Source organism: Belliella baltica DSM 15883, assembly GCF_000265405.1.
Classification (GTDB): Bacteria; Bacteroidota; Bacteroidia; order Cytophagales; family Cyclobacteriaceae; genus Belliella; species Belliella baltica.
Genome location: NC_018010.1, coordinates 2,679,189 through 2,699,938, shown reverse-complemented (window position 1 = coordinate 2,699,938; position 20,750 = coordinate 2,679,189). Strand labels below are relative to the sequence as shown.

The 20,750-nt window shown below is 33.8% G+C and carries 22 protein-coding genes; 2 read left to right on the top strand and 20 right to left on the bottom strand.

Annotated features, from left to right (window positions below):
• The 9 genes from BELBA_RS12380 to BELBA_RS12340 all read right to left on the bottom strand — a co-directional run bounded on the left by BELBA_RS12380 (position 1) and on the right by BELBA_RS12340 (position 9,191).
• Positions 1-1,146: a glycosyltransferase gene (locus BELBA_RS12380; protein ID WP_014773033.1), complete on the bottom strand. Its 1,146-nt coding sequence runs from the start codon at positions 1,144-1,146 to the stop codon at positions 1-3.
• Positions 1,146-2,243 (bottom strand): glycosyltransferase family 2 protein, encoded by a 1,098-nt coding sequence (locus BELBA_RS12375; protein WP_014773032.1) that lies wholly within the window; start codon positions 2,241-2,243, stop codon positions 1,146-1,148. Before BELBA_RS12375 ends, BELBA_RS12380 begins: the two co-directional genes overlap by 1 nt.
• Position 2,244: 1 nt before the next feature.
• Positions 2,245-3,081 carry an FkbM family methyltransferase gene (locus BELBA_RS12370; RefSeq protein ID WP_014773031.1) on the bottom strand — a complete coding sequence of 279 codons (837 nt, stop codon included), beginning with the start codon at positions 3,079-3,081 and terminating at the stop codon, positions 2,245-2,247.
• Positions 3,081-3,851: a glycosyltransferase gene (locus BELBA_RS12365; protein WP_014773030.1), complete on the bottom strand. Its 771-nt coding sequence runs from the start codon at positions 3,849-3,851 to the stop codon at positions 3,081-3,083. The genes BELBA_RS12370 and BELBA_RS12365 overlap by 1 nt, the downstream gene beginning before the upstream one ends.
• Positions 3,848-4,747, bottom strand: a complete 900-nt coding sequence (locus tag BELBA_RS12360; protein WP_014773029.1) for a glycosyltransferase family 2 protein — start codon at positions 4,745-4,747, stop codon at positions 3,848-3,850. Before BELBA_RS12360 ends, BELBA_RS12365 begins: the two co-directional genes overlap by 4 nt.
• Entirely contained in the window at positions 4,747-5,553 is an 807-nt protein-coding gene (locus BELBA_RS12355; protein ID WP_014773028.1) for a class I SAM-dependent methyltransferase, read from the bottom strand. Before BELBA_RS12355 ends, BELBA_RS12360 begins: the two co-directional genes overlap by 1 nt.
• A 1-nt stretch (position 5,554) precedes the next feature.
• Positions 5,555-6,163, bottom strand: a complete 609-nt coding sequence (locus tag BELBA_RS12350; protein ID WP_014773027.1) for a CatB-related O-acetyltransferase — start codon at positions 6,161-6,163, stop codon at positions 5,555-5,557.
• Positions 6,156-7,394: an ABC transporter ATP-binding protein gene (locus tag BELBA_RS20165; protein WP_014773026.1), complete on the bottom strand. Its 1,239-nt coding sequence runs from the start codon at positions 7,392-7,394 to the stop codon at positions 6,156-6,158. Before BELBA_RS20165 ends, BELBA_RS12350 begins: the two co-directional genes overlap by 8 nt.
• A gap of 366 nt (positions 7,395-7,760) precedes the next feature.
• The gene (locus BELBA_RS12340; RefSeq protein ID WP_211208389.1) at positions 7,761-9,191 is read right to left on the bottom strand and encodes a hypothetical protein; all 1,431 of its coding nucleotides are present in this window, start codon (positions 9,189-9,191) and stop codon (positions 7,761-7,763) included.
• Positions 9,192-9,524: 333 nt separating this feature from the next.
• On the opposite strand from BELBA_RS12340, the gene BELBA_RS12335 reads away from it, so the two are divergent.
• The gene (locus BELBA_RS12335) at positions 9,525-9,818 is read left to right on the top strand and encodes a transposase (protein ID WP_014770860.1); all 294 of its coding nucleotides are present in this window, start codon (positions 9,525-9,527) and stop codon (positions 9,816-9,818) included.
• Positions 9,815-10,651, top strand: a complete 837-nt coding sequence (locus BELBA_RS12330; RefSeq protein ID WP_014771031.1) for an IS3 family transposase — start codon at positions 9,815-9,817, stop codon at positions 10,649-10,651. The genes BELBA_RS12335 and BELBA_RS12330 overlap by 4 nt, the downstream gene beginning before the upstream one ends.
• A 227-nt stretch (positions 10,652-10,878) precedes the next feature.
• Here BELBA_RS12330 and BELBA_RS12325 read toward each other — a convergent pair whose 3' ends face one another.
• The 11 genes from BELBA_RS12325 to BELBA_RS12275 form a co-directional block, all read right to left on the bottom strand.
• Complete coding sequence (locus BELBA_RS12325; protein WP_014773024.1) at positions 10,879-11,604, bottom strand: hypothetical protein; 726 nt, start codon at positions 11,602-11,604, stop codon at positions 10,879-10,881.
• Complete coding sequence (locus BELBA_RS12320; RefSeq protein WP_014773023.1) at positions 11,601-12,464, bottom strand: class I SAM-dependent methyltransferase; 864 nt, start codon at positions 12,462-12,464, stop codon at positions 11,601-11,603. Before BELBA_RS12320 ends, BELBA_RS12325 begins: the two co-directional genes overlap by 4 nt.
• Positions 12,465-13,277, bottom strand: coding sequence for a glycosyltransferase family protein (locus BELBA_RS12315; protein ID WP_014773022.1), 813 nt, complete (start codon positions 13,275-13,277; stop codon positions 12,465-12,467).
• A gap of 347 nt (positions 13,278-13,624) precedes the next feature.
• Entirely contained in the window at positions 13,625-14,782 is a 1,158-nt protein-coding gene (gene rffA, locus BELBA_RS12310; RefSeq protein ID WP_041779352.1) for a dTDP-4-amino-4,6-dideoxygalactose transaminase, read from the bottom strand.
• On the bottom strand, positions 14,782-15,711 hold the full coding sequence (locus BELBA_RS12305) for a glycosyltransferase (RefSeq protein ID WP_041779351.1): 930 nt from the start codon (positions 15,709-15,711) through the stop codon (positions 14,782-14,784). Before BELBA_RS12305 ends, rffA begins: the two co-directional genes overlap by 1 nt.
• Positions 15,708-16,310 (bottom strand): acetyltransferase, encoded by a 603-nt coding sequence (locus tag BELBA_RS19090; RefSeq protein ID WP_014773019.1) that lies wholly within the window; start codon positions 16,308-16,310, stop codon positions 15,708-15,710. Before BELBA_RS19090 ends, BELBA_RS12305 begins: the two co-directional genes overlap by 4 nt.
• Complete coding sequence (locus BELBA_RS12295) at positions 16,307-16,990, bottom strand: WbqC family protein (protein ID WP_014773018.1); 684 nt, start codon at positions 16,988-16,990, stop codon at positions 16,307-16,309. Before BELBA_RS12295 ends, BELBA_RS19090 begins: the two co-directional genes overlap by 4 nt.
• Before the next feature lie 401 nt (positions 16,991-17,391).
• On the bottom strand, positions 17,392-17,898 hold the full coding sequence (locus BELBA_RS12290) for a winged helix-turn-helix domain-containing protein (RefSeq protein WP_014773017.1): 507 nt from the start codon (positions 17,896-17,898) through the stop codon (positions 17,392-17,394).
• 452 nt (positions 17,899-18,350) lie between these two features.
• Positions 18,351-18,578, bottom strand: coding sequence for a type II toxin-antitoxin system MqsA family antitoxin (locus BELBA_RS12285; RefSeq protein ID WP_014773016.1), 228 nt, complete (start codon positions 18,576-18,578; stop codon positions 18,351-18,353).
• 108 nt (positions 18,579-18,686) lie between these two features.
• On the bottom strand, positions 18,687-19,412 hold the full coding sequence (locus tag BELBA_RS12280; RefSeq protein ID WP_014773015.1) for an ATPase: 726 nt from the start codon (positions 19,410-19,412) through the stop codon (positions 18,687-18,689).
• Entirely contained in the window at positions 19,405-19,629 is a 225-nt protein-coding gene (locus tag BELBA_RS12275) for a hypothetical protein (protein ID WP_014773014.1), read from the bottom strand. The genes BELBA_RS12280 and BELBA_RS12275 overlap by 8 nt, the downstream gene beginning before the upstream one ends.
• Between the last annotated feature and the right edge of the window lie 1,121 nt (positions 19,630-20,750).

Here is a 20,750-nt window from a genome sequence, read left to right as displayed (position 1 = left end):
CTAGATTATTTTTTTTATTCCTGTTGTCAAATCTTTATTCCAATCCTTCAATGCAAATTTACTATTTGACTTTTCGAATATAGTTTCTTGAATTTCCCCCAAATTGGTGCGTTCAAGTATACTTTTTGTTTGCTCAAAAAACGAATTAATATCTTCACATATATTCAAGAAATCATCATTTTCTTCAAATCCTTTCGCTCCAAAACTTGTGGTCACTACTGGTCTGCCCATCAATAATGCTTCTGTTACTTTTAGATTTGTTCCTGCTCCTTGGAAAATGGGCGCAATCACCATTGCATTTGAATGATAGGCAATTTGAATATCTTCAAGGTTGATTTTTTTGGTAATGGCAGGATATATTTTGAGTAAGCGATCTAATTCTTGATCAATTACATCAAAAGTGGAAACTATGGTTAGCGGTAAGTCTGGAATTTTTTCAAGAAGCTTAGGATAAACATTTTCAATAAACCATTTTATCCCGTTTATATTTGGTTCGTAGGTAAGTTTGCCTACAAAAAGCAAACTTGGCTGCGTACAAGCAATGAAATCTATTTCATCTTGGAATAAGAGTTGGAAAGGTAAGTTGGGAAGAATTAGAGGGTTTTGAAATCCTTTCTCTTGTTTTACTAAAATAGATAGATCTACTCTACTTTTTAGCTTCTTGTATTTCCGAAGATTTATGAATAAAATTTGATTAAGTCTGATCTTCTTATACAAAGATTTTGCTTGCTGAATTCTTGATCTATATAGTTCTATAAAGTCATCATCTATATCAGCAATAATTTTGATTCCTTTAGGAACAAGGATAACAGGTTGGATATATCTAGAAAAAACGAATTGATACTTCTTCTCTTTGTTTAGCTGATGAATGTAGTTTGTAATGGTTCTATCTTTAAAAAAGAGCAATCCCACCTTTTTAAAGATTCTTTGCCAATTAGATCGGCTTGAATTAATTTTTAGAAACCTGATATTTTTATTTTCATTGTGATTTATGGCAAGCTGATAATCTGTTTCTTGATCAATAATCAAATAATCCACTTGATATTGCTTTTCTAGGGCTTTCAATAAGGCTAGAGTGCGTTGCTTTTTTCCATCATGGGGTGGGTAAGGTCCTGAAAAGGATACAAATAAAACAGAATTCTCCATCAGTATTTGACTCTATTTATTAAGGCTCCTAATAACCTCCCATATTTCAAATGATTGTGCTTTTTCAATTGAGGCTCAAATACCAATTTAATGGCTCTTTTTATTTCCTGTTCTGAAAATCCTATCTTAATAAAAAATAACTCAAAGTTCGGAAGCGTCTCTTTTAATAAATGGTTGATTTGTTTTTTATCAAGAAAATATCTGAAAGTCAATTGAGAATTCAGTCCATCAAAATCTTTGGTTTCAAAATCCCATTCCCACTTTGCTTTTTCTTTTTGATACCAATTGGTAGCCTCTTCAACTTTTCCTTGGTGTAGAAGGATCCCAAGGCATTTTATAAAATAGCTTTTAATCATTGGAGAAACATCCCAACTCAAATCATGATTCACATTAGATTCTGAATGAATTCTGTCATCGGTTCTAACAGCTCTTTGTGTTACTGTGCTCAAAGAAAAATACATGATTTTCGCATTTCTACTCATACTTCCGCTTACATATCTGTATCTAGCAAGAAGATTAGGAATCGTTTTAATTTGGGCATCTGATTTGGCAACACGAAGCCATAAGTCCCAATCTTCGCAGCTTTTGAGTTGCTCGTCAAATCCACCAATATGCTGAATCATTTCTCTTTTTAAAAAATGGGCTACAGGAGGAGCTTGATTAGTTTGTATGAAATCAATAGCGTGCAAATGCTTTTCTGAGAAAGTATGTGTATGAAAATCATCTTGATCAAAATAAGAATAAGAACTAATCCAAAGTACTGTATTCAGTTCTTTTTGTGATTTTTGATAGATTACTTGATAAGCTGTTGGAAAAATCAAATCATCGGCATCTAAAAAATGTAGAAATTCACCGGTAGCTTGCCTAATCCCTGCATTTCTAGCAGCAGATAGGCCTTTGTTTTCTTGATGGATAAGCTTTATTCTAGCATCTGTTTTAGCGTAGTTCTGAGCAATTTCAAAGGTATGATCTTCACTTCCATCATCTATAATAATTAATTCCCAATCTTGAAAAGTCTGAGCTTGCACCGACTTGATAGCTGCTTCTAAGTAGTGAGCTAGGTTATAGCAGGGACAGATTGTGCTTAGAAAAGTCATCTTAGCGCTTAAAACCTATAACCAATTCTCCTGATTGACTGACTTGAAAACCAGCATCTCGGAGATATTGAATGATGAATTTTTCAAATTCTACAGAATGAGGTTCGATCGAGATGCAAGTCACTTTATCCAAAGCTTGACTGATTTGGGGATCTTGATAAAAAATTTGCTCTTCTGCACCTTCAATATCTATTTTAAGATAGTCTATGGTCTCAAGTTTAAATTGTTGCATGACATCAGTAAGCGATGTGCTTTCAACAGCTCCATTTGATTCTTCTTCAATCTCCACCATGTGAATTCCCCAAGCACCATCACCCTCCTGCTCTTCAAGATAGCCTTTTTGAAACCAAAGTGCTTTTTGCAGGATTTGATAATTTGCGTATCCCAAATTTTTATGAATCATTGCAATATTTTCCTTATTGGGCTCAATGCATAAAATTTTAACTGATGGAAAGTTTAGCCTTGTAAACATGCTACTAAGCCCAATATTCGCCCCCGCATCTATCATCACCTTAGGAGTAATTCCAGAAGCAGTAAAAAGCTTAACAATAGGATCTAATTCTCGGTCTAGAATGATCTGTTTAAAAACCAAGATATCTGTAGACATCCATCTTAAATTGAATTGTACCTTTTGTTCATTAATCTTAGCATCAATGGTTAAAATATCATTTTGAATATGAAACTTTTCTTTGTTCTTGAATAAATATTCTAAAAGTTCTAAAGTTATTTTAGCTGGCCTTGAGACTTTAACATTGATTTTCAACAGAATAGTAATCCATAATAAGCTGAAAAAATATAAAAAAGGTGCATTTCTAAAATAATAAAACCACTTACTCATCAGTCCTTTTTTTTAAATATTAGGTTGTAACAATACACCTTCAACTTTAGCCAAAACTTGAAAAAAAATAGCTTGTGCTGATTTGAATTTTTGTATTCTTCTGAGTATTTGATGCTATTGTTAATATAGAATTTTAAGGCAGCGAAAAACTTAAACTCATTGAGAAGGCTCAATTCATTTTTCCAGCTGTGATTCCAAAGATGAACAGCGTATGAATTATTCGTCAAAAATCCTTGATAATCCTTTTCTTTTTGATCAAATGGTAATGCATAAAAGTAATCTGGTTCGTACACTCTAATTGATTTTCTTTCTTCTTGCAGTAATTGGTCAAATAAATCAGGGATTAAAGTTGGTGTAAGTAGATTAAATTCTTGGTTTATGTAGTATGATAAAACTTTGTCGATTATGTTGTGATTCTTAATTGAACCAATAATCCCCAATCCAATTTTTCCTTGTATGTGATCGCCAAGAAAAAATTCTTGATTTATTAAATCTGAAAATGATTTTACAAACAACATATCTGTATCCAAATATATTCCCCCCTCCTGCTGCAAGGCATAAAGTCTAGCCACATCGGAGACGAAAGCATACTTTCCTAACCTATATGCTTCCTTGGTAAACTCACAATAATTGATATTAAAATTATCCTCGTTCCATAGCTTGATTTGATAATCAGGACAATGCATTTTCCACGATGCAAGGCATTTCTTTTCTAATGCTGTCAATTTACCATCACCGAACCAGCAGTAGTGGATAATTTTGGGGATCATTTGGGTTGTTTTGAAAAATATTTTACCAAAAAAGAAAAAGGTAAATATTTCAATGAGTAATAAATACCTCTAAATAGTTCTTTCCGTGTTTGCTTTTTCCACATCAATAAAAGCCATTTAAAATTATAGTTGTACTTAAAATCTATACCTAAAAATTGATGCAACTTTCTTGCAACTTGTGTGTTCTCTATTAATTTTATCCACTTATTTACTTGAATTGAGTTCGTTGCTGAATTATTATGTAATCTAATATAATTTAGAGGCTCTGAAACAAATGCCACTTTACCCTTCAATAGTATTTGCCCCCAAAAAAACCAATCACCTGTATATCTATAAGATTTTGGGATAATAATTCCACTTAATATACTTTTTCTAAAAACTGCAGAACTAACATTGATAATGGGACATTTAAATCTTCCATAATTTATCAATAGTTCCCTACCGTTCATGACAAAGTCTTTGGACCAAATAAATGGATCAAAACTTAACCACCAATCATTTAATTTTTTTGAATCTAATGAATCTCTAAACTCAAAACTTCTACTGTGAGCAACAACAATACTTTTATTTTCAAAAGAAGAAACTAATCTAGATAAGAATCTTTTGTCTACTAAATCGTCTCCTTCTGCAATCCATATCAATTCTCCCTGAGCTAAACCAAAAGCTTCTTCCCATCGCCCAAAAGGGGATTTTGAATTTTGATTTTTAAGAATAATTTTAGTTTCTGGGTATTTTATCTTTAAAGATTTTAAAAATTCTTGACTTCCATCTGTTGATGAATCATCAATTATTATAACCTCAAAGTCCTTAAACGTCTGATTAATAACAGATTTGACTCTTTCATTTAAGAATTGCACCTGATTAAAACTTGTTATTATAACAGACACTAAGCACATTAGAGTTCTATAGTTTTAATCCCAAAACTTTTCCGCAAAAAATTCCAAATTTTTATAAATCTTGATTTTCTTACATTTTCTAACTTATAATTAGACTTTTTTAATAGATTCTTTAACTGCCTATTATTTGCTAATTCACTAAAAAAACCTTGGTACATAATATTTTCATTTAAATTTCTTAAAAGAATATTAACCTCCGATGTATTATTTAAATCTAGAGAAATAACACCTAATCCATTTCCAAAAAGAAAATTATAATTAATAAAATCATCCTTTATTTCCTCCCAAAAAATATGAACGCCAAATCCATCTTTTAAAACGCATGTATCATGAAATAAAATCACTCCATCTGATTTGACTTTTGACCGCCATGTAACAAAATCATTTTTAACTGCTTCATAGGTATGTAGACCGTCAATATGTAAAATATCGATGGAATTATCCGAAAACATATTAAGTGCTTCATCAAATCTTTTTCTAATTAAAAATCCATTTTGAGAATAGTTATCTTCAATATATTTATTTAAATTAGTAAAAACAGAATCTTCATAAAATCCCGCATGATCATCACCTTCCCAAGTATCAATTGCATAAGCTTTTGAAGAGGGTTGAAATTCTTTAATAGCTTCTAATATCCCACAAAATGAATTTCCTGTATGAGTACCCAGTTCAACAATTAAATTTGATTTTTTGATATTGATTAAATATTTAACGAAAGGTATATGGTCTACCCAACTATCTGGCCCAGTGATTCTTTTATGATATTTTAAAAATTCAAATAGTTCATGATTATTTTTATTATTCATTTTACGAAATTTTATACCTATTTATTAATTTTAAAATATTTCCACTTTGAAGTAAAAAAACGATGTTATTAATTTCTGTAATTGGTAAATTCCACCACTGAAATTTTAATAAAAATTCAATTTCATCATCACTAAATCTTTTTCTAATCAATTTTGAAGGATTGCCAGCATGAATTTCATATGGATTAATACTTTTAGTAATCACTGATTCAGCAGCAATTACGGCTCCGTCTCCTATTTTGCATCCTGAAAGTATTGTCACACCTCTACCAATCCAAACATCATTCCCAATAACCACATCACCTTTGGTGGCTGGGTGTCCGATATTTTTTTTTGCAGAAGGGAAATCACTATTTAAAATGTTAAATGGGTAGGTAGAAACCCAATCTATTCTGTGATTCCCTCCTAGAAAAATTTTTACATCATCAGCTATTGAACAAAACTTTCCTATCTTAAGAGTAGTACCTTCATTCCAATCTAAGACTAAAGGATGACCATATGTATAACTTCCAATTTCATATTGTTTAAACTCTGAAAACTCATTAGTATAAATTTTATGCTTATCTGATTTTTTCCTTTTAATAAAAAGATTAATAAATTTTTTAATCATGTTTTAACCAATTATAATTTCCAAATACGTACCCGTAATCAAATGTTTCTAAGTGACTAAATTCTGAACCAGCATCTACAACTGAAAAACTTAAAGCTTTTTCAATTAATTCAAATTGGGTTACTCCTGGTTTATATATTATAGTTTGTATTAAATAGTCTCCTCTAGTTAAAAAATTTTTGTTAATTCTTAAATTGAGTTTTTTATCTCCAATTATATGTTCAGCAGAAAATATTTTATTGCTCTTCAGATCTAGTATTGTAACCAACAAAAATATTTTATTTGGTATATATTTAAATTCAATATTGATATTAATGAATATTGGTTCATTATGGTTAAATATATTTTTGGAATAACCGTTATCATCATTCAGATAAATAGAACTTATCCAATATTCCGTTTTATTTTCATCATTAAAGTTCTCGTAACTACTTATGATTTCATTTAAATTAAAATATTTATCAATGACTCTTTTTGTATTTCCATTTATTGAAATCGATCCATTGTCAAGTAATATTGCTTTACTACATAACTTTTGTACTGCACCCATATTATGACTCACAAACAACACCGTCCTTCCTTGATTCTTACTCACATCCTCCATTTTTCCTAGACACTTCTGCTGGAATTCATAGTCCCCTACTGCAAGCACCTCATCAATGATCAAAATCTCAGGGTCTAAGTGTGCCGCTACTGAAAACCCAAGGCGAACTTTCATCCCTGAGGAATAAAACTTGACAGGAGTATCGATAAACTTCTCTACTCCTGAGAAATCAATGATTTCATCTAGCTTCTTATCAATCTCTCTTCTTGTCATACCTAAGATGGTGCCATTCATGTAGATGTTTTCTCGACCTGAGAGTTCGGGGTGGAAGCCTGTACCTACTTCCAGTAGTGAAGCTACTCTACCATGAATTTCTATTTTTCCTGAGGTAGGTTCGGTGATTTGGGAGAGAATTTTGAGTAAGGTAGATTTCCCTGCACCGTTTTTTCCTATGATGCCTAATACTTCGCCTTGCTGCACTTCGAAGTTGATGTCCTTGAGTGCCCAGAAAACTGATTCGTCCGCTTCTTCCCCAAACTTACTGAGTTGACGTAAGCGCTTGTAATTCTCATAGGGAGACTTGATGATGTTGGTCAATTGTCCAATAAGCGTATCAGCTTGTTTTTCTTTTAAGCCAAGGCGGTAGCGTTTGGAGATGTTTTGGACTTTGATGATTGATTGAGACATGATCTCTCGCAGATTACGCGGATTTCGCGGATGAATTTATACTTTTAAAATATTCGATGGTTTTGAGGAGGCCTTGTTCGAGGTGGTTGGTGAGCAGTTTAATTTTCCTTGGGCAATGGTTATATCTGACATTCTTTGTTTTGAGCTATCTTGAGGGAGTGGTTTGAAGATGAGTTTGCTTTTGCTGTTGGTGAGTTTTTCTTCTTTAATCTATCACTTCCAAAGATGTAACCTAAGAAAACCTAGGCCTCTGGTGACTACGATTATTTTTATTTTATAAATGATATGATCATCCGCAATAGCACCAGTATCTGATTTTATCACAAATAATCTTGCGGATATACATAATAAATTTTACTGCAAAATTTACAATTCAATTTTATAAAGATTATAAGTCTTGAAATTTGATATGCTTTCCAAATCTGGAAAAATAGTACTACTTGAAACGAGATATTTTATTTTATTTACTTTCATAAACTTTATTAAACAATCTGATTTTAAATCAATTTCACCACACATTTGAAAATAAGGTGAATTTTGCCTGTATATTTTCAACATATGTTCAGATTGAAATGAATTAATTCTTGAAGAGGCGGGCAATGCTGACGTTATATTTATCAAATTCAAATCTTCCCTTTCTAAAAAAATGGTGTTCAATGGATTGTACATCGGTTCGTTATATTGATAAATGGATGGGTTTTGTATCCAATCTGGCAATACCAACACTTTAGCATTTCTTGGAATTAGATTTAGAGTTTCGATTTCTAAATTATCGCTATTATTTATAAAATCTGTTTTAGCAAAAATTATTGTCGATGGAATTAAATACAATGAACTAACAAATATTAATCTTTTGAATTGCCTTTCCTTGATCATCAAGATGAGATGTAATCCGATTATCAAGACAAAAATTGAATGGAAAACATTTCTAAAAAATTGATTGGCATCTATGTTATCCGCAAATAATAACCAAAGGCAGCATGCAATGATCAAAACAGTTACAAAGAAGTAAAGCAATTCCTTTTTAATTATATCCTTTTCAAGCAACTGAAAAACTGAATAGATTGTAAAAAGTATTGGAAGTGCTAGACCAATAAATATTGTTTTTAAGAGAAATCTCCAATCTGAAAATCCATCTAGAGAGAATCCTAAACCATCACTTCCTATAATTAGCGTATAAGAGACAAAATAGATCGCAAAAACTAAAGGCCAAAATAATTTCCTTAGCTTGTCATATTCTATCAGTAAAATATACACGATTAAAGAACCGAGGACAACAGGCATCACATTAGGATATAAAAATGTAGATAAGCTAATTGAAAAATAATCAATTTGCTTCCTTTCAAAGGATTGAAAAATCAGAAGGATAATCGGAATAATCATTAAATTTTTCAGAGAAAATATGGTCATCCCTACACCAACTATGGGAAGACTTGCATTGGTAAATTTAGGAATCAAATCATAAGGAAATATTATAAAAAGGACAAATATGGTAGCAAATAAAGCATATCGTTTTTGAGATGTGATTCTCAACTCAAGAAATCCAAGGTATATAATGTAAGTCATCAAAGGACAGACTAAAAAAAAGTAATTCATTAATAAACTTTGTCCATTTATCCATCTAAATAGAGCCATAGCCCATAATTCTGTATAATGATAAATATCATTGCTTACATCAGGTGACAAAAGATTATAAAATGTTTTTGTGTTTTCAGCACCAAAAACATCATTGTAATGAGCAATTCTTGAATAGATGATATAGTCTTCACTTTCTATATTGAAATTGAATCCTTGCAATACATAGAAAATCAATAAATAAACCAACCAAAAATAATTGGCAATAAATAAATTAGCAATGCTGGGTTTAACTAATATAAGTTTATTAAAATTATTATAGATATAAATTAAAAAATTACACAATAAAGAATTAAAAAAGAATTCATAGATGTTTTAATTACAGCGTAAAAGGTAACTATTCCTAAAAAAAACGTAATTGGAATTATAATTAAACAATGCTGTTTTATAGAAAATGAAGATATAAACACAACACATATGTTAAAAAGAAAGATATAATACTCCCCAAAATTGAGACCAGAGGTTAAGTTAAAAAAACCGTTTAAATTTAACCTTATGAACAAGCAAACAAGACGAAAGTTTTCTCCTGAGTTCAAGGCAAAAGTGGCCCTTGAAGCAATCAAGAATCAGTTTACATTGGCTGAATTGTCCAAGAAGTTCGATGTTAGCCCTGTGATTATCTCCAAGTGGAAGGGTGAGTTTTTGGATAATATGTCAGCTGTATTTGAAAAGGATCATTCAAAGAAAAAGGAAGAAGGCCCTGCCCTTGAGCAGCTCTATGCCCAGATCGGAGAGCTAAAAGTAGAGAATGACTTTTTAAAAAAAAGCTGCAAGAAACTGGGGATATGAAAGACCGGGCGACATTGGTTTGTTCCGATTATAAGGGGCTTTCTATAAGGAAACAGTGTGAAGTATTGGAGGTTCCCCGAAGCAGTCTATATTACAAACCAAAAGGGGAAAACGAGATCAATCTGAAACTGATGGGAATCATGGACAGGCATCTTACCGATCACCCTACTGAAGGCGTTGTGTCGATGGTCTATCTGTTGACAGGACTGGGCTTCGTTGTCGGCCCAAAGCGCATCAGGAGGCTTTTCAGGCTGATGGGCAGGGAAACCCTTTACAGGAGGAAGAACCTTACCAAATCCGGTTTGCGTGAATATATCAGGCCTTATCTTCTCAGGAACTTAAAGATTGAAAGGCCCAACCAAGTGTGGGTAACCGATATCACCTACATTCCGATGCAGAAGGGGTTTATGTTCCTGACCGCAGTCATGGATGTTTACAGCAGAAGGATACTGTCATGGGGTATATCCAACAGTCAGGACGCCAAATGGTGTAAGCAGGTAATCGAAGAGGCCATCAGAGAAAATGGTAAGCCAGAGATAGTCAATTCCGATCAGGGAAGCCAGTACACATCAGCCTTATGGATCAATTACCTTGAAGGGCTGGATATCAAAGTATCAATGGACGGAAAGGGAAGGGCTTTGGACAATGTATATATTGAAAGGTTCTGGAAGTCGATCAAGTATGATTACATCTATCTGAACCCAAGCGAGGACGGTTATGACCTGCTCAAAGGTGTCAAATGGTATATTGAATATTACAACCAAAAGGTTCATCATACCACTAGGGAGAAGCCTGGGGAAAGATATTATGGGCCAACCCGAAAAGCAGCATAAAGTAAAAGTTAGTTGTCCTATTTCCCAAGGGTACCCTTGGGAAATAGGACAACTAAAGAAGTATTAACAAATAAATAAATTAACTTAGCAACTGATACTTTTGGTCCAACAAATGGGGAGTGTTATAAGAAAATAATGATAATTTCTAGGAAATTTGAAAAATACGCAAGACAGTAATTCAACATTTATTTAATGTATTTAGCTTTATTCTAATTTTAAAAAGCGTATTAAATTGTTTGTTTATTAACATATCTTTTTATTTTAAAAAAAATAAAATATTTGAGCTTTTTAAAGAAACTCTGGTCATATTTCGAATTATTAGATCCATTATATCCACTGTAATCAGGATAGATAGGTAAAAATTCGAATTTCCCATCATTGCTCAAAAAAGCGTGTAAACTTTTTGCAAAAACATGTTCAAATAACACCCCTTCTTTTTCATTCAAATATTTGTCACAAATTGGAGAAAAATATTCTTCATAAAATTCCTTATTTAAAATCATTAATCTAGTATCTGCCCAAGAAAAATTTCTAGTGAAATTACCGTGAACAATTGATTTGTTAAATTCTATGTTATTGATTATCAATTGTAGATTCTTAATTATTAATCTTCCTGTTATTTTTATGAAGAAAGTAGACGTTTTAAGCATTTCACTATGTTGTAAAGCAAAATCAATTATTTCCTTTTCTCCGTGCCCTTTTCCTAAATGGCTGTGTTGACTACTAAAAAATAAATACTCGAAATTTTTATAGCCTTTAAATTTGTCAAGAATCATCTTCGATTCAAAATTTGAATTATCGATAAATATTACAATATGATCGTTTTCTAAATAAAAAATTAGCGATTTAAAATAATCTAACTCTCTAATTTGACTTCCTTTTCTACCTACAAATTCGTGATCTGCAGGGTTTATAGCAGCAGTTAGTAAAATTGGATATTTTTCAAATTTCATACATTCATGTTTCTATAGGCAAATAAAACACCTGGTCTTAAATAAGGCTTTTGAATTTGACGATCATAATAAAACAGCATATAACCACGTCCAAATCTAGTTTGAAATCCATTTGTTTTAAAAAAGTTGTCAAAATCATCAGCATCATTATTTTGATGGTAAGTACAAATAGCAATTTTAACACTTTTAGCTATTGAAAATAAAGGTTCTATTAATTCTAAAACCTCTCTTTCATTTCCATCAACATCTATTTTGATAAGGATATTCTGATTTAAAAACTCCCGCGAAAGATCTGGATGATTTAATTCATTTCTATCTCCATACCTTTGATTAAAAATCTCAACTTTATTTTTCCAATTGGAAAATGTATGTTGGAGTGGCTGAATCCAAATTTCATTTGGTTCAAACAAATAAACTTTTTTGACCTGTTCAATCATTGACAACGAGTAATTTGCCTCAGCACAACCTATATCTAATAGGATATCATCATTGTCTATTCGGAAAATTGGAGAGTTGTACGAATGTGGTGAAAGTTCATCTTGTTCTAAAAAAAGACCATAGGCATAATCAATAATTTGATTGTGACTGAAATTTTTAGGAAAAAAAAGATTTTTACCAAAATACTCTACACACATCAAATTATCTATTTTATTAATTTTGATTTCAGATTTAGAATAGTTTTTAATAAAAGAATATGGAAAAACTGTAAGTCCATGTTCTTTCAAAAAATTGATCTCAGATTTATATTTAGAACCTAATGAAGTTGATGAATAATTTATAAGTTTTTTTAGAAGATTCTTTCTAAATAAATCAAGTCTTAAGTAGTAAAGCTTTACTCTAATTTTTTTAAGTAAATTCATCTATAATGGTTGTTTTATGAATCTAACAAATAATTGAAAAATAATGGAATTAATTGATTTAAGAAAAACAATTGGACTTACTCTAAATTGAATAGATTTACTAACAAATCTTTTAAAAACAAGAAATTCCACTTTTAGTTTAATATTGTGATTTCTATTTTTCGCCTCAGAACAAGCTAAAATGGTGTTTACCCAATATACTTTATTGACATGTCCTTCGGAAAAATGCTCCATTAATATATCAGGAATAAAATAATTTTTGGAATTCTTAGCAACTCTTAGCGTAAGCGAAGTATCATACCCGTGAAAACCTGATAAATTTTCATTAAATCTATGTTTCATGAAAACACTTTTTTTTAAGGCTAAAAATATACCATCTAAACAATAAACTTCAATTGGAGAAGAATCATTAGTTTTAATTAAAGTTCCTGAATTTGAAGAGTTAAATTTATCTCCCTTAATATAATTATAATGTCTATTCTCACTCGAAGATCCCCACCAATCAGAAGGGGAAATAGGGAGATAAGAATTTCCTGCAACCCCTAAAACGCCTGGATTATTTAGATTTTTAAAGTGGCTTATCAATATATTTCCCCAATCAACAGTATGAAAAACTATATCCTCGTGAACAAAAACCAAAATTTCAAATTTAGCTCGACTTGCTCCTTTGTTGTAAGCCTGTGCAATTGAAAGCTTTTCTAAACTATTATCAATCTTAATTATTTCATATTCCAATCCAACTGTACTTTCAATAGAATTTGAAAGTTTATTGAATAAGTTAGAATTAATTGAACAAACAATAATTGAGATCATTTTTTTTGATTTGATAAAAGGCTAGACATTTACGAACTAGAGATTTTTATTAATTAAGCTAAGATTTTGAATATTAGGCGCTATTTAGGACACTTGAAATTATTGTAAAGTTGCTCTTGTTGTTTAGGGATGTTGAGGCTTTCAGGTTGTCGTGGTTGTCAATCTTTGAAATGTTGGTAATGTTTGAAATGTTGATAATGTTCCAAATGTTGGGAATGTTTGAAATGTCCTCGTTATTAGTAAATAGACCAGTCTACCTACTAATTACTGAAACCCTTCCAATCCGCCACGCCTGTGCGCCGAGGCGTAGCGGACAAGCTACTTCCAACTCGACCGAAGGGAGTAATTTACCCTAACTCATAAAACAAAGGCAACCTCACTAGGCAATCCGAATACCGATCTGCATTTGGGAGTGTTGTTTGATTTTCTCCTTGGTAGGCTTTGATAAAGTCGCTTTGATGTAGAGACTGATAGTGGAAAACACAGAGTGTATTTTGCTCTTTCATTTGGTTGATAAAAGCTGTTCTCTGGGACAGTTGCTCGAAGATTAGATAGAAGAGGTGTGCATTGGGTGAGCTGTCTTCTGTGCAGACCTTGTATTTTTCAGTGAGTTGGGCTTCTTCTATCCCTTTGGTGAATTTTTTCAGGTACTTGTCGCTTAGGATTGTTGGCTGCTGCGCATCCTCTGAAAAGAAACCTTGATAATCCTGCCAGATGGCTTGGCGTTTGGCTTGGATATCTTGGAGGTTTTCGAGTTGCGCCCATAAGAAAGCCGCTTGGAGTTCTGAGGGTAGGAAGCTGCTGCCCATATCCACCCATCCGTATTTGTTGACCTCCCCTCTGAAGAAGGCGGCTCTGTCGGTTCCTTTTTCCCAGATGATCTCTGCCCGCTTGGCGAATTGGGGATCGTTGATGACGAGCATCCCTCCTTCTCCGCACTGGATGTTTTTGGTTTCGTGGAAGCTGAAGGCTGCCAGGTGGCCGATGCTTCCTAGTGGTTTGCCATGGTAGTAGCTGTCTATGGCCTGTGCGGCATCCTCCACGACAAAGAGTCCATGTCGCTCAGCGATGTCCATGATCGTATCCATCTCACAGGGTTTTCCTGCATAGTGCACTACCACAATCGCTTTGGTTTTGGGAGTGATCAGTGCTTCGATTTGCATTTCATCCATGTTAGGATGCTCGGCTTTGCTGTCCACAAACTTAATCTTAGCGCCACGAAGGACGAAGGCGTTGGCCGTGGAGACGAAGGTAAAGCTGGGCATGATGACCTCATCACCCGGTTGGATGTTGAGCAAGATCGCCGACATCTCTAGTGCATCCGTGCAGGAGGTGGTGAGGAGGCATTTGTGGAAGCTGTACCGATTTTCGAAGAAGGTTTGACAACGGCTTGTAAACTCTCCATTCCCAGAAATTTTCCCTAATGTGACAGCTTGCTGAATGTATTTCAGTTCGTTTCCCGTCATATAGGGCTTATTAAATGGGAATTTGATTCTGGAATCCATTAGCGCTTTGGGCTATTCAGTGTGTTTTTGACAATAAAGACAGGGCGGTGAGTTGTCTTCAAATTAATCCTTTGAATGTATTCTCCAATGATCCCAAGACCTAGCAAAATAGCCCCAAAACCGAATCCTAGCATGGTAATCAAAGTTGGGAATCCTGCTGCATAGGTATCATACATCAGGGTGTTGAAGATAATTACAACAGCATATGTAGAGCTCAAAGCAAATAGCAAGAAACTAAGCGAGGTCAGTAGTCGAATTGGCAAGCTAGAGAAGGTTACAAAAATATTGATAAAATGCCTGATCAGATCTTTGAGTTTATAAGAACTTCTTCCAGACTGACTTCTTCCATGCTCCACATCAACACTTACTACATTGGTCGTCACCCAAGTGAGATATCCATCCAAAAAGGTGTAAGAACTTCTCATTTCTAGAACGCCTTTGGCAACATCCGTCCGAATCAACCGGAATCCACTGTAGTGTGGATGTAATTCTGGCATGCCCAATTTTAGAAGGGTATTTAGGATTTTTGATGTAATGTTTCTAAAAGAATTGTGAGAGCGATTTAAAAGATGGGCATAAACGATATCTGCGTTTTCTTCTTTTTGTTTTATAATTAACTTTAATATATCTGTTGGATGATGTTCCAAGTCTTCATCCATGGTGATCAGGTATTCTGAATCTACATATTGAAATCCACAAATAGTTGCATTATGCTGACCGAAATTCCTGTTTAATTGAATCCCTATTATATCAGGGTAGCGGTTTGCCAGTTCTTCTATTTTATTCCAGGAATCGACTTTCCCTTGGTCAAAAACTAAAATAAGCTTAGAAAACTGTTTACCAAGCAGTTCCTTGGATTTCAGGTAAATGACCTCTAAACTAGCTGTCGCTCTAAAAACAGGAATTACAATCGAATAGGTCATGGTCATTTTATAGGATGTCCAAAATAAGTTCCTGGTCTTGCAATAGTCTGTAAAACTAAGGATCCAGCTCCAATGATCGTATGAGGTACTATCTCAAGGTTATTTTTCAAAATGGTACCTGTTCCGATAAATGAACAATGGCCAATGCTAACATTACCTGATACTTGAACTCCGGGCGCTAAAAAACTGCAATCACCTATAGAGGAATCATGAGAAATGATTACACCATTGTTTAGAACAGTGTGTTCACCAATTGTGACTCTTTGGTCAATCGTCGCGTTTGGGTAGACTACAGACCCCATACCTATGGTAGCTGTGCAATCTACATAAGCAGTGGGATGAATGAATGTGTAAAAAGGAATTTCAAAGGCCTTGATTTTTTGAGCCAATTGGTGCTTAAATGCTAAATGATTGTACCCTATAGCAATCAGCAATTCATCAAATGCATCTTGTTGAGAAAAGAGTTCATCGATTTTCCCAAGAACTTTTTCATGTTTTGAGAAATCATCAAAATAGCCAACAAATTCATCATTGGAGTAATTTTCAATCCAATGTTGAAATTGAATGCCTAAACTTCCGCTTCCAATAATTGCTATCCTTTTCATTTTTTAAAGATATAAGCCCCACTATTAGGACCTTTGAAAAATAACAAATCTACAATAGACACCTGATGATTGAATTCATCATTCAATTGATCATAAATAGGATAAGGCCCATATTCAAAATATCTTAGGGTTATATTTTCAGCTTGAAACAGGCTTTCATCAATATAGCTTCTTGCAGCAGGTCCAGTTAGATAGGTTTTTCCACCTACCTGTTTGATAATATTTATTAATTTCTCAGTTTTATTTCCTTGAAAGACATATTCAGAGGAGGAAGAAAGCTTTGTATTTATACCTAAATAGGCACATATTGAAAGAATCAAACGTTGATTGATTTTTGATAAATTAGTTTCTTGATCCTCGTAAAGTGGTCTTAATAGCTGATAGATTTCTCCAAAAAAAGGTGCTTTTTTATATGCATGGAGCAAAGTACTTAAATGTTTTTGTTTCCATAAATTATCAACAGTAGTAGTCTCAGAAATTTTCTGCTCATACTTTCCTTTTACTGAAACAGGAATTGTCAACCATTGGCTACCATTTGAAGTATTGATGATGTTGCGATTTCTCCAATCTCTTTTGGTGTATTGTATATCGTCATAAAAAATAAAATGATCGACTGAATTTATCAAATCAAAATACCCTTTCCAAGGAATGTAATTAGACTGGCTAATGGCGACTTTCATGGTATGGATTAGGGAGAGTTCGACTGGTATCGATTATCAATGAGATGCTGATTGAAATGTTATTTGTTAAAATCGTTAAGCTTTAACTTACTTGAAAATGATTGATAAATTTCATTAAGCTTATTACCTCAAAAACTTTGAATACAGAATACCTTTTTAGGGTTGTATCCATAAATATTTGATTCAATAGATTTTGTTTAGTGGGGTGTGCAAAAAAATTATAAAATTGTTTACTGGACTATACAAAATTGGGATTCAGGTATTTGTTGGAATGCTAGTAAGTGATTTTCCCGCAATTCTGCGGGACAGGCCTCTCTACATTCGAAATGACAAGGGGGTTGAAATGACAGGATGAGTCTATCTTTGTACTTTGCACATCGTACTTGGTACAGTTCAAGTGATTACCCTCCGAAGATCATGATGCCCACTCCTTCACCGGGGTCGGATTCTTGGATGGTGACTTTGACTTTGCGTTGGAGTTTCTCGTAGGTTTTGTCTCTGAGGAAATCGAGGTAATCAAGGTCGAGATCTTGTCCGATAAGTAGAATTTCTATTTCTCCGGAGTCGATACCCATGGCATAGTCGCCGATGATGTATGCTTTTTGTACGGGTCCCATACGTCGGACGATCTTTTCCATGAGTTCGTCGAGTCCAAGAAACTTCGCCACCATATTTGATATTTCCGAGAAGAAGGGGTGTTGTTCGTTGGCTTTATAGACTTTGAGCCTTCCCTCCTCTTCAGTTGTCAGCAGTCCTGCATCAGTGAGTCTATTGAGTTCGACACGAACTGAGTTGGTCGATTCGTTGAATTCTTTTGCGAGTGCCCTTAGGTATCCTGAATTCTTATGTGAGAAGAATTTGAGGAGGAGTTTGATGCGGGTTTTGGAAGTTACGAGGGAGTCTAGCAAGGAATGGGGAATAACTAAGAGAAAAGGGATAATTTGGTTAATTGAGTTGAAAAGGGTTAAGAGGTTTAAAGGGGTTAAGAGGTTAATTGGTTAATTGAGTTGAAAAGGGTTAAGAGGGTTAAAGGGTTTAAGAGGTTAATTGGTTAATTGAGTTGAAAAGGGTTAAGAGGTTTAAAGGGGTTAAGAGGGTTATTTGGTTAATTGGTTAATTGAGTAACTGAGCATCCCGGTCTCCCTTGCAGGAGGAAATCACGGCGGGTAAGAAAGGTTAAAGGTTGGGTTAGTGGTTGAAATGGTATCTTAGGGACGTCATATCGAACAGAGTGAGATATCTCGGTTTATTATAAATAGGGTCCTTATATTTCGGGTGTAGGTAGTGATGAAAGTACGAGATTTTCCCGCAATTCTACGAGGCAAGTTGATGGGAGGTAAACTTAAGGATCAGGTTTTCTCTAGGCTACATTCAATTTTACAACTTCTAATTCAGCTCCTTTGTCATAAGCTTCCTGGCCTTTATCTAAAATCATTTTTGTGGTTTGGGCATCTAGATAATAATGATTGCAATTTTGACAAACATCAGCTGGAACATTTTTAATTAAAACGATTGTTCCACCACGCTCTAGCGTGACAGTTACGAAACCTGAAGCAGTTTCACCATTTTTACAGATAGAACATTCCATATTATCGATAATGGATTAATAGGGTTAAAGGGGTTAAGAGGTTAAGGCTGTTAACCGTTAAAGGTTAAGTGTTTATTGAGGAATTGAGTTTTTAGTAGTCATTTTTTTTTAAATGTTAAATTTATCCAACAAATATTTTGCTACCCATGTGGGTGCGTTTTGATTATGGATAGTAATCTTGTTTTTATTTTTCTCTACAATAACATCTCGGTTTCTATTAGAACTATCTATTACGAAAGCTCTATCAGCGATAATAAAAGCATCGTATAGTAATTCCAGGGATCTATAGTATCGTTGAATTGTCTTTTGTTCATCTACGTGATGCCCCCCATTTTCAACTCTGTTGATAATTCTTTGAATATTAATTTTATAATCTTGCGTACATATGAAGTACAAATAGGTCGTAAAACCTGCTGACTTAGCCTTTTTAAGGAAATCAATCTTAGATGGATGCGACATTACAGTTTCGAATGAAAATGTTTTGTCGTCTTCAAGTAGTTTAATTCTAAAAAATTCCGCAATTAGAGCTGCATGGTAGCTATTTAACCCATTTTTACATATAAGAAATTCATCAGTGAAATTAATAATTGGTAATTGCTCCCCTACTCTAGGGTCAGTCATTTTTATTGTATTTATAAATGACTCCCACTCTTTTTGTTGGATAATTTTATTGCTGTAAGCACTAGTATTTAAGAATTTATGTTGGTTAAGTTGTGCTTCAATTTCATCAGCATTTATAAAAATTCCTACTTTATAATTCTTTTTAACCTCTTGGATTAGGGTTGATTTACCTGATCCATTAGGACCTGCAAACATTCTGAATTTCCTAGGCACTTGGCTTTAGCGTTATTTGCTTTTTTTCAATTCTTTTAGTGCCAAATTCGGGTTTGCCGATAATTGTTTCTTTCCCATCCGGCTCTATTTGAATGAGTTTGTTATTTCTAACTACCAAATAAGTCATTCCCATGGCTTTATTAAGTTTGATAGCATTGTCACTTGCCTTTTTTTGGAGTTTGTTAAGGTCTTCGACTGTTATTTCTTTATCGCTCATGTTGTAAATTTAGTCAATGATTACATTTAAAAATAACGTATAGTCATTGTATTGAGTTTTGTAGGTAAATCTGTTAGATTAAAGGCGGATTAGTGGGTAAATGAGGTGAAAGGGGAAAGGGGTTAAGAGGGTTAATAGGGTTAAAGGGGTTAAGAGGTTAATTGGTTAATTGGTTAACTGGTTAATTGAGTAACTGAGGTTAAAGGATAAAGGTTAAAGGGGTTAATAGGGTTATTTGGTTAACTGGTTAATTGGTTAACTGGTTAACTGAGTTGAAAAGGGTTAAGAGGTTAAAGGGTTCTTTAATCGTTAAGTGTTAAATGTTAAAACGTTAAACGTGGGGTAAGTGTGAAATTTATGAGCGGTATACGATTAACGTGGTTTTAATGGGGTTAAGAGGGTTAAAGGGGTTAAGAGGTTTAAAGAGGTTTAAAGAGGTTAAGAGGGTTAAGAGGTTTAAAGGGGTTAACTGGTTAATTGGTTAACTGGTTAATTGCTTAGGGGGTCAAATTTTTTGACTAGATGAAATTTTCCCGTAATTCTACGGGGCAGGCCTCCGTTCCGTCGAAATGACGTAGGGATTGAAATGACATAGGGGTCGAAATGACGGGGGGAAACCTAAATCTTGTGTCTTTTGTCTTACGTCTAATATCTTCTTTCCACGGCTTCGCTCTTTCGGTCACAATGGGGGTGCCTAGCGGGGTGAGTAATTTTTTTACTCGGTTGAACAAATTTAGGGAGTTGGGTGAGTTTTGCAAATATTAGAGAGGGATTTTAGATTTTAGATTGAAGATTTTAGATTTATCTCACGCGGATTAAACGGATTGCGCGGATTTAAATGGTCATGCTGAGACGCTGAGGCGCAGAGGTTTTTTGAGAGGATATTTAGAGCGTATTAACTCCGCTATGCCACGGCGCACTGGCACGGTGGACACTTGGTTAATTGAGTTGAAAAGGGTTAAGAGGGTTAAAGGGGTTAAGAGGTTAAGAGGGTTAAGAGGTTTAAAAGGGGTTAACTAGTTAATTGGTTAATTAGGTTGTTTAAATCGTTAAATGTTAAAACGTTAAACGTGGGGTAAGTGTGAAATTTATGAGCGGTATACGATTAACGGTGAACGGTT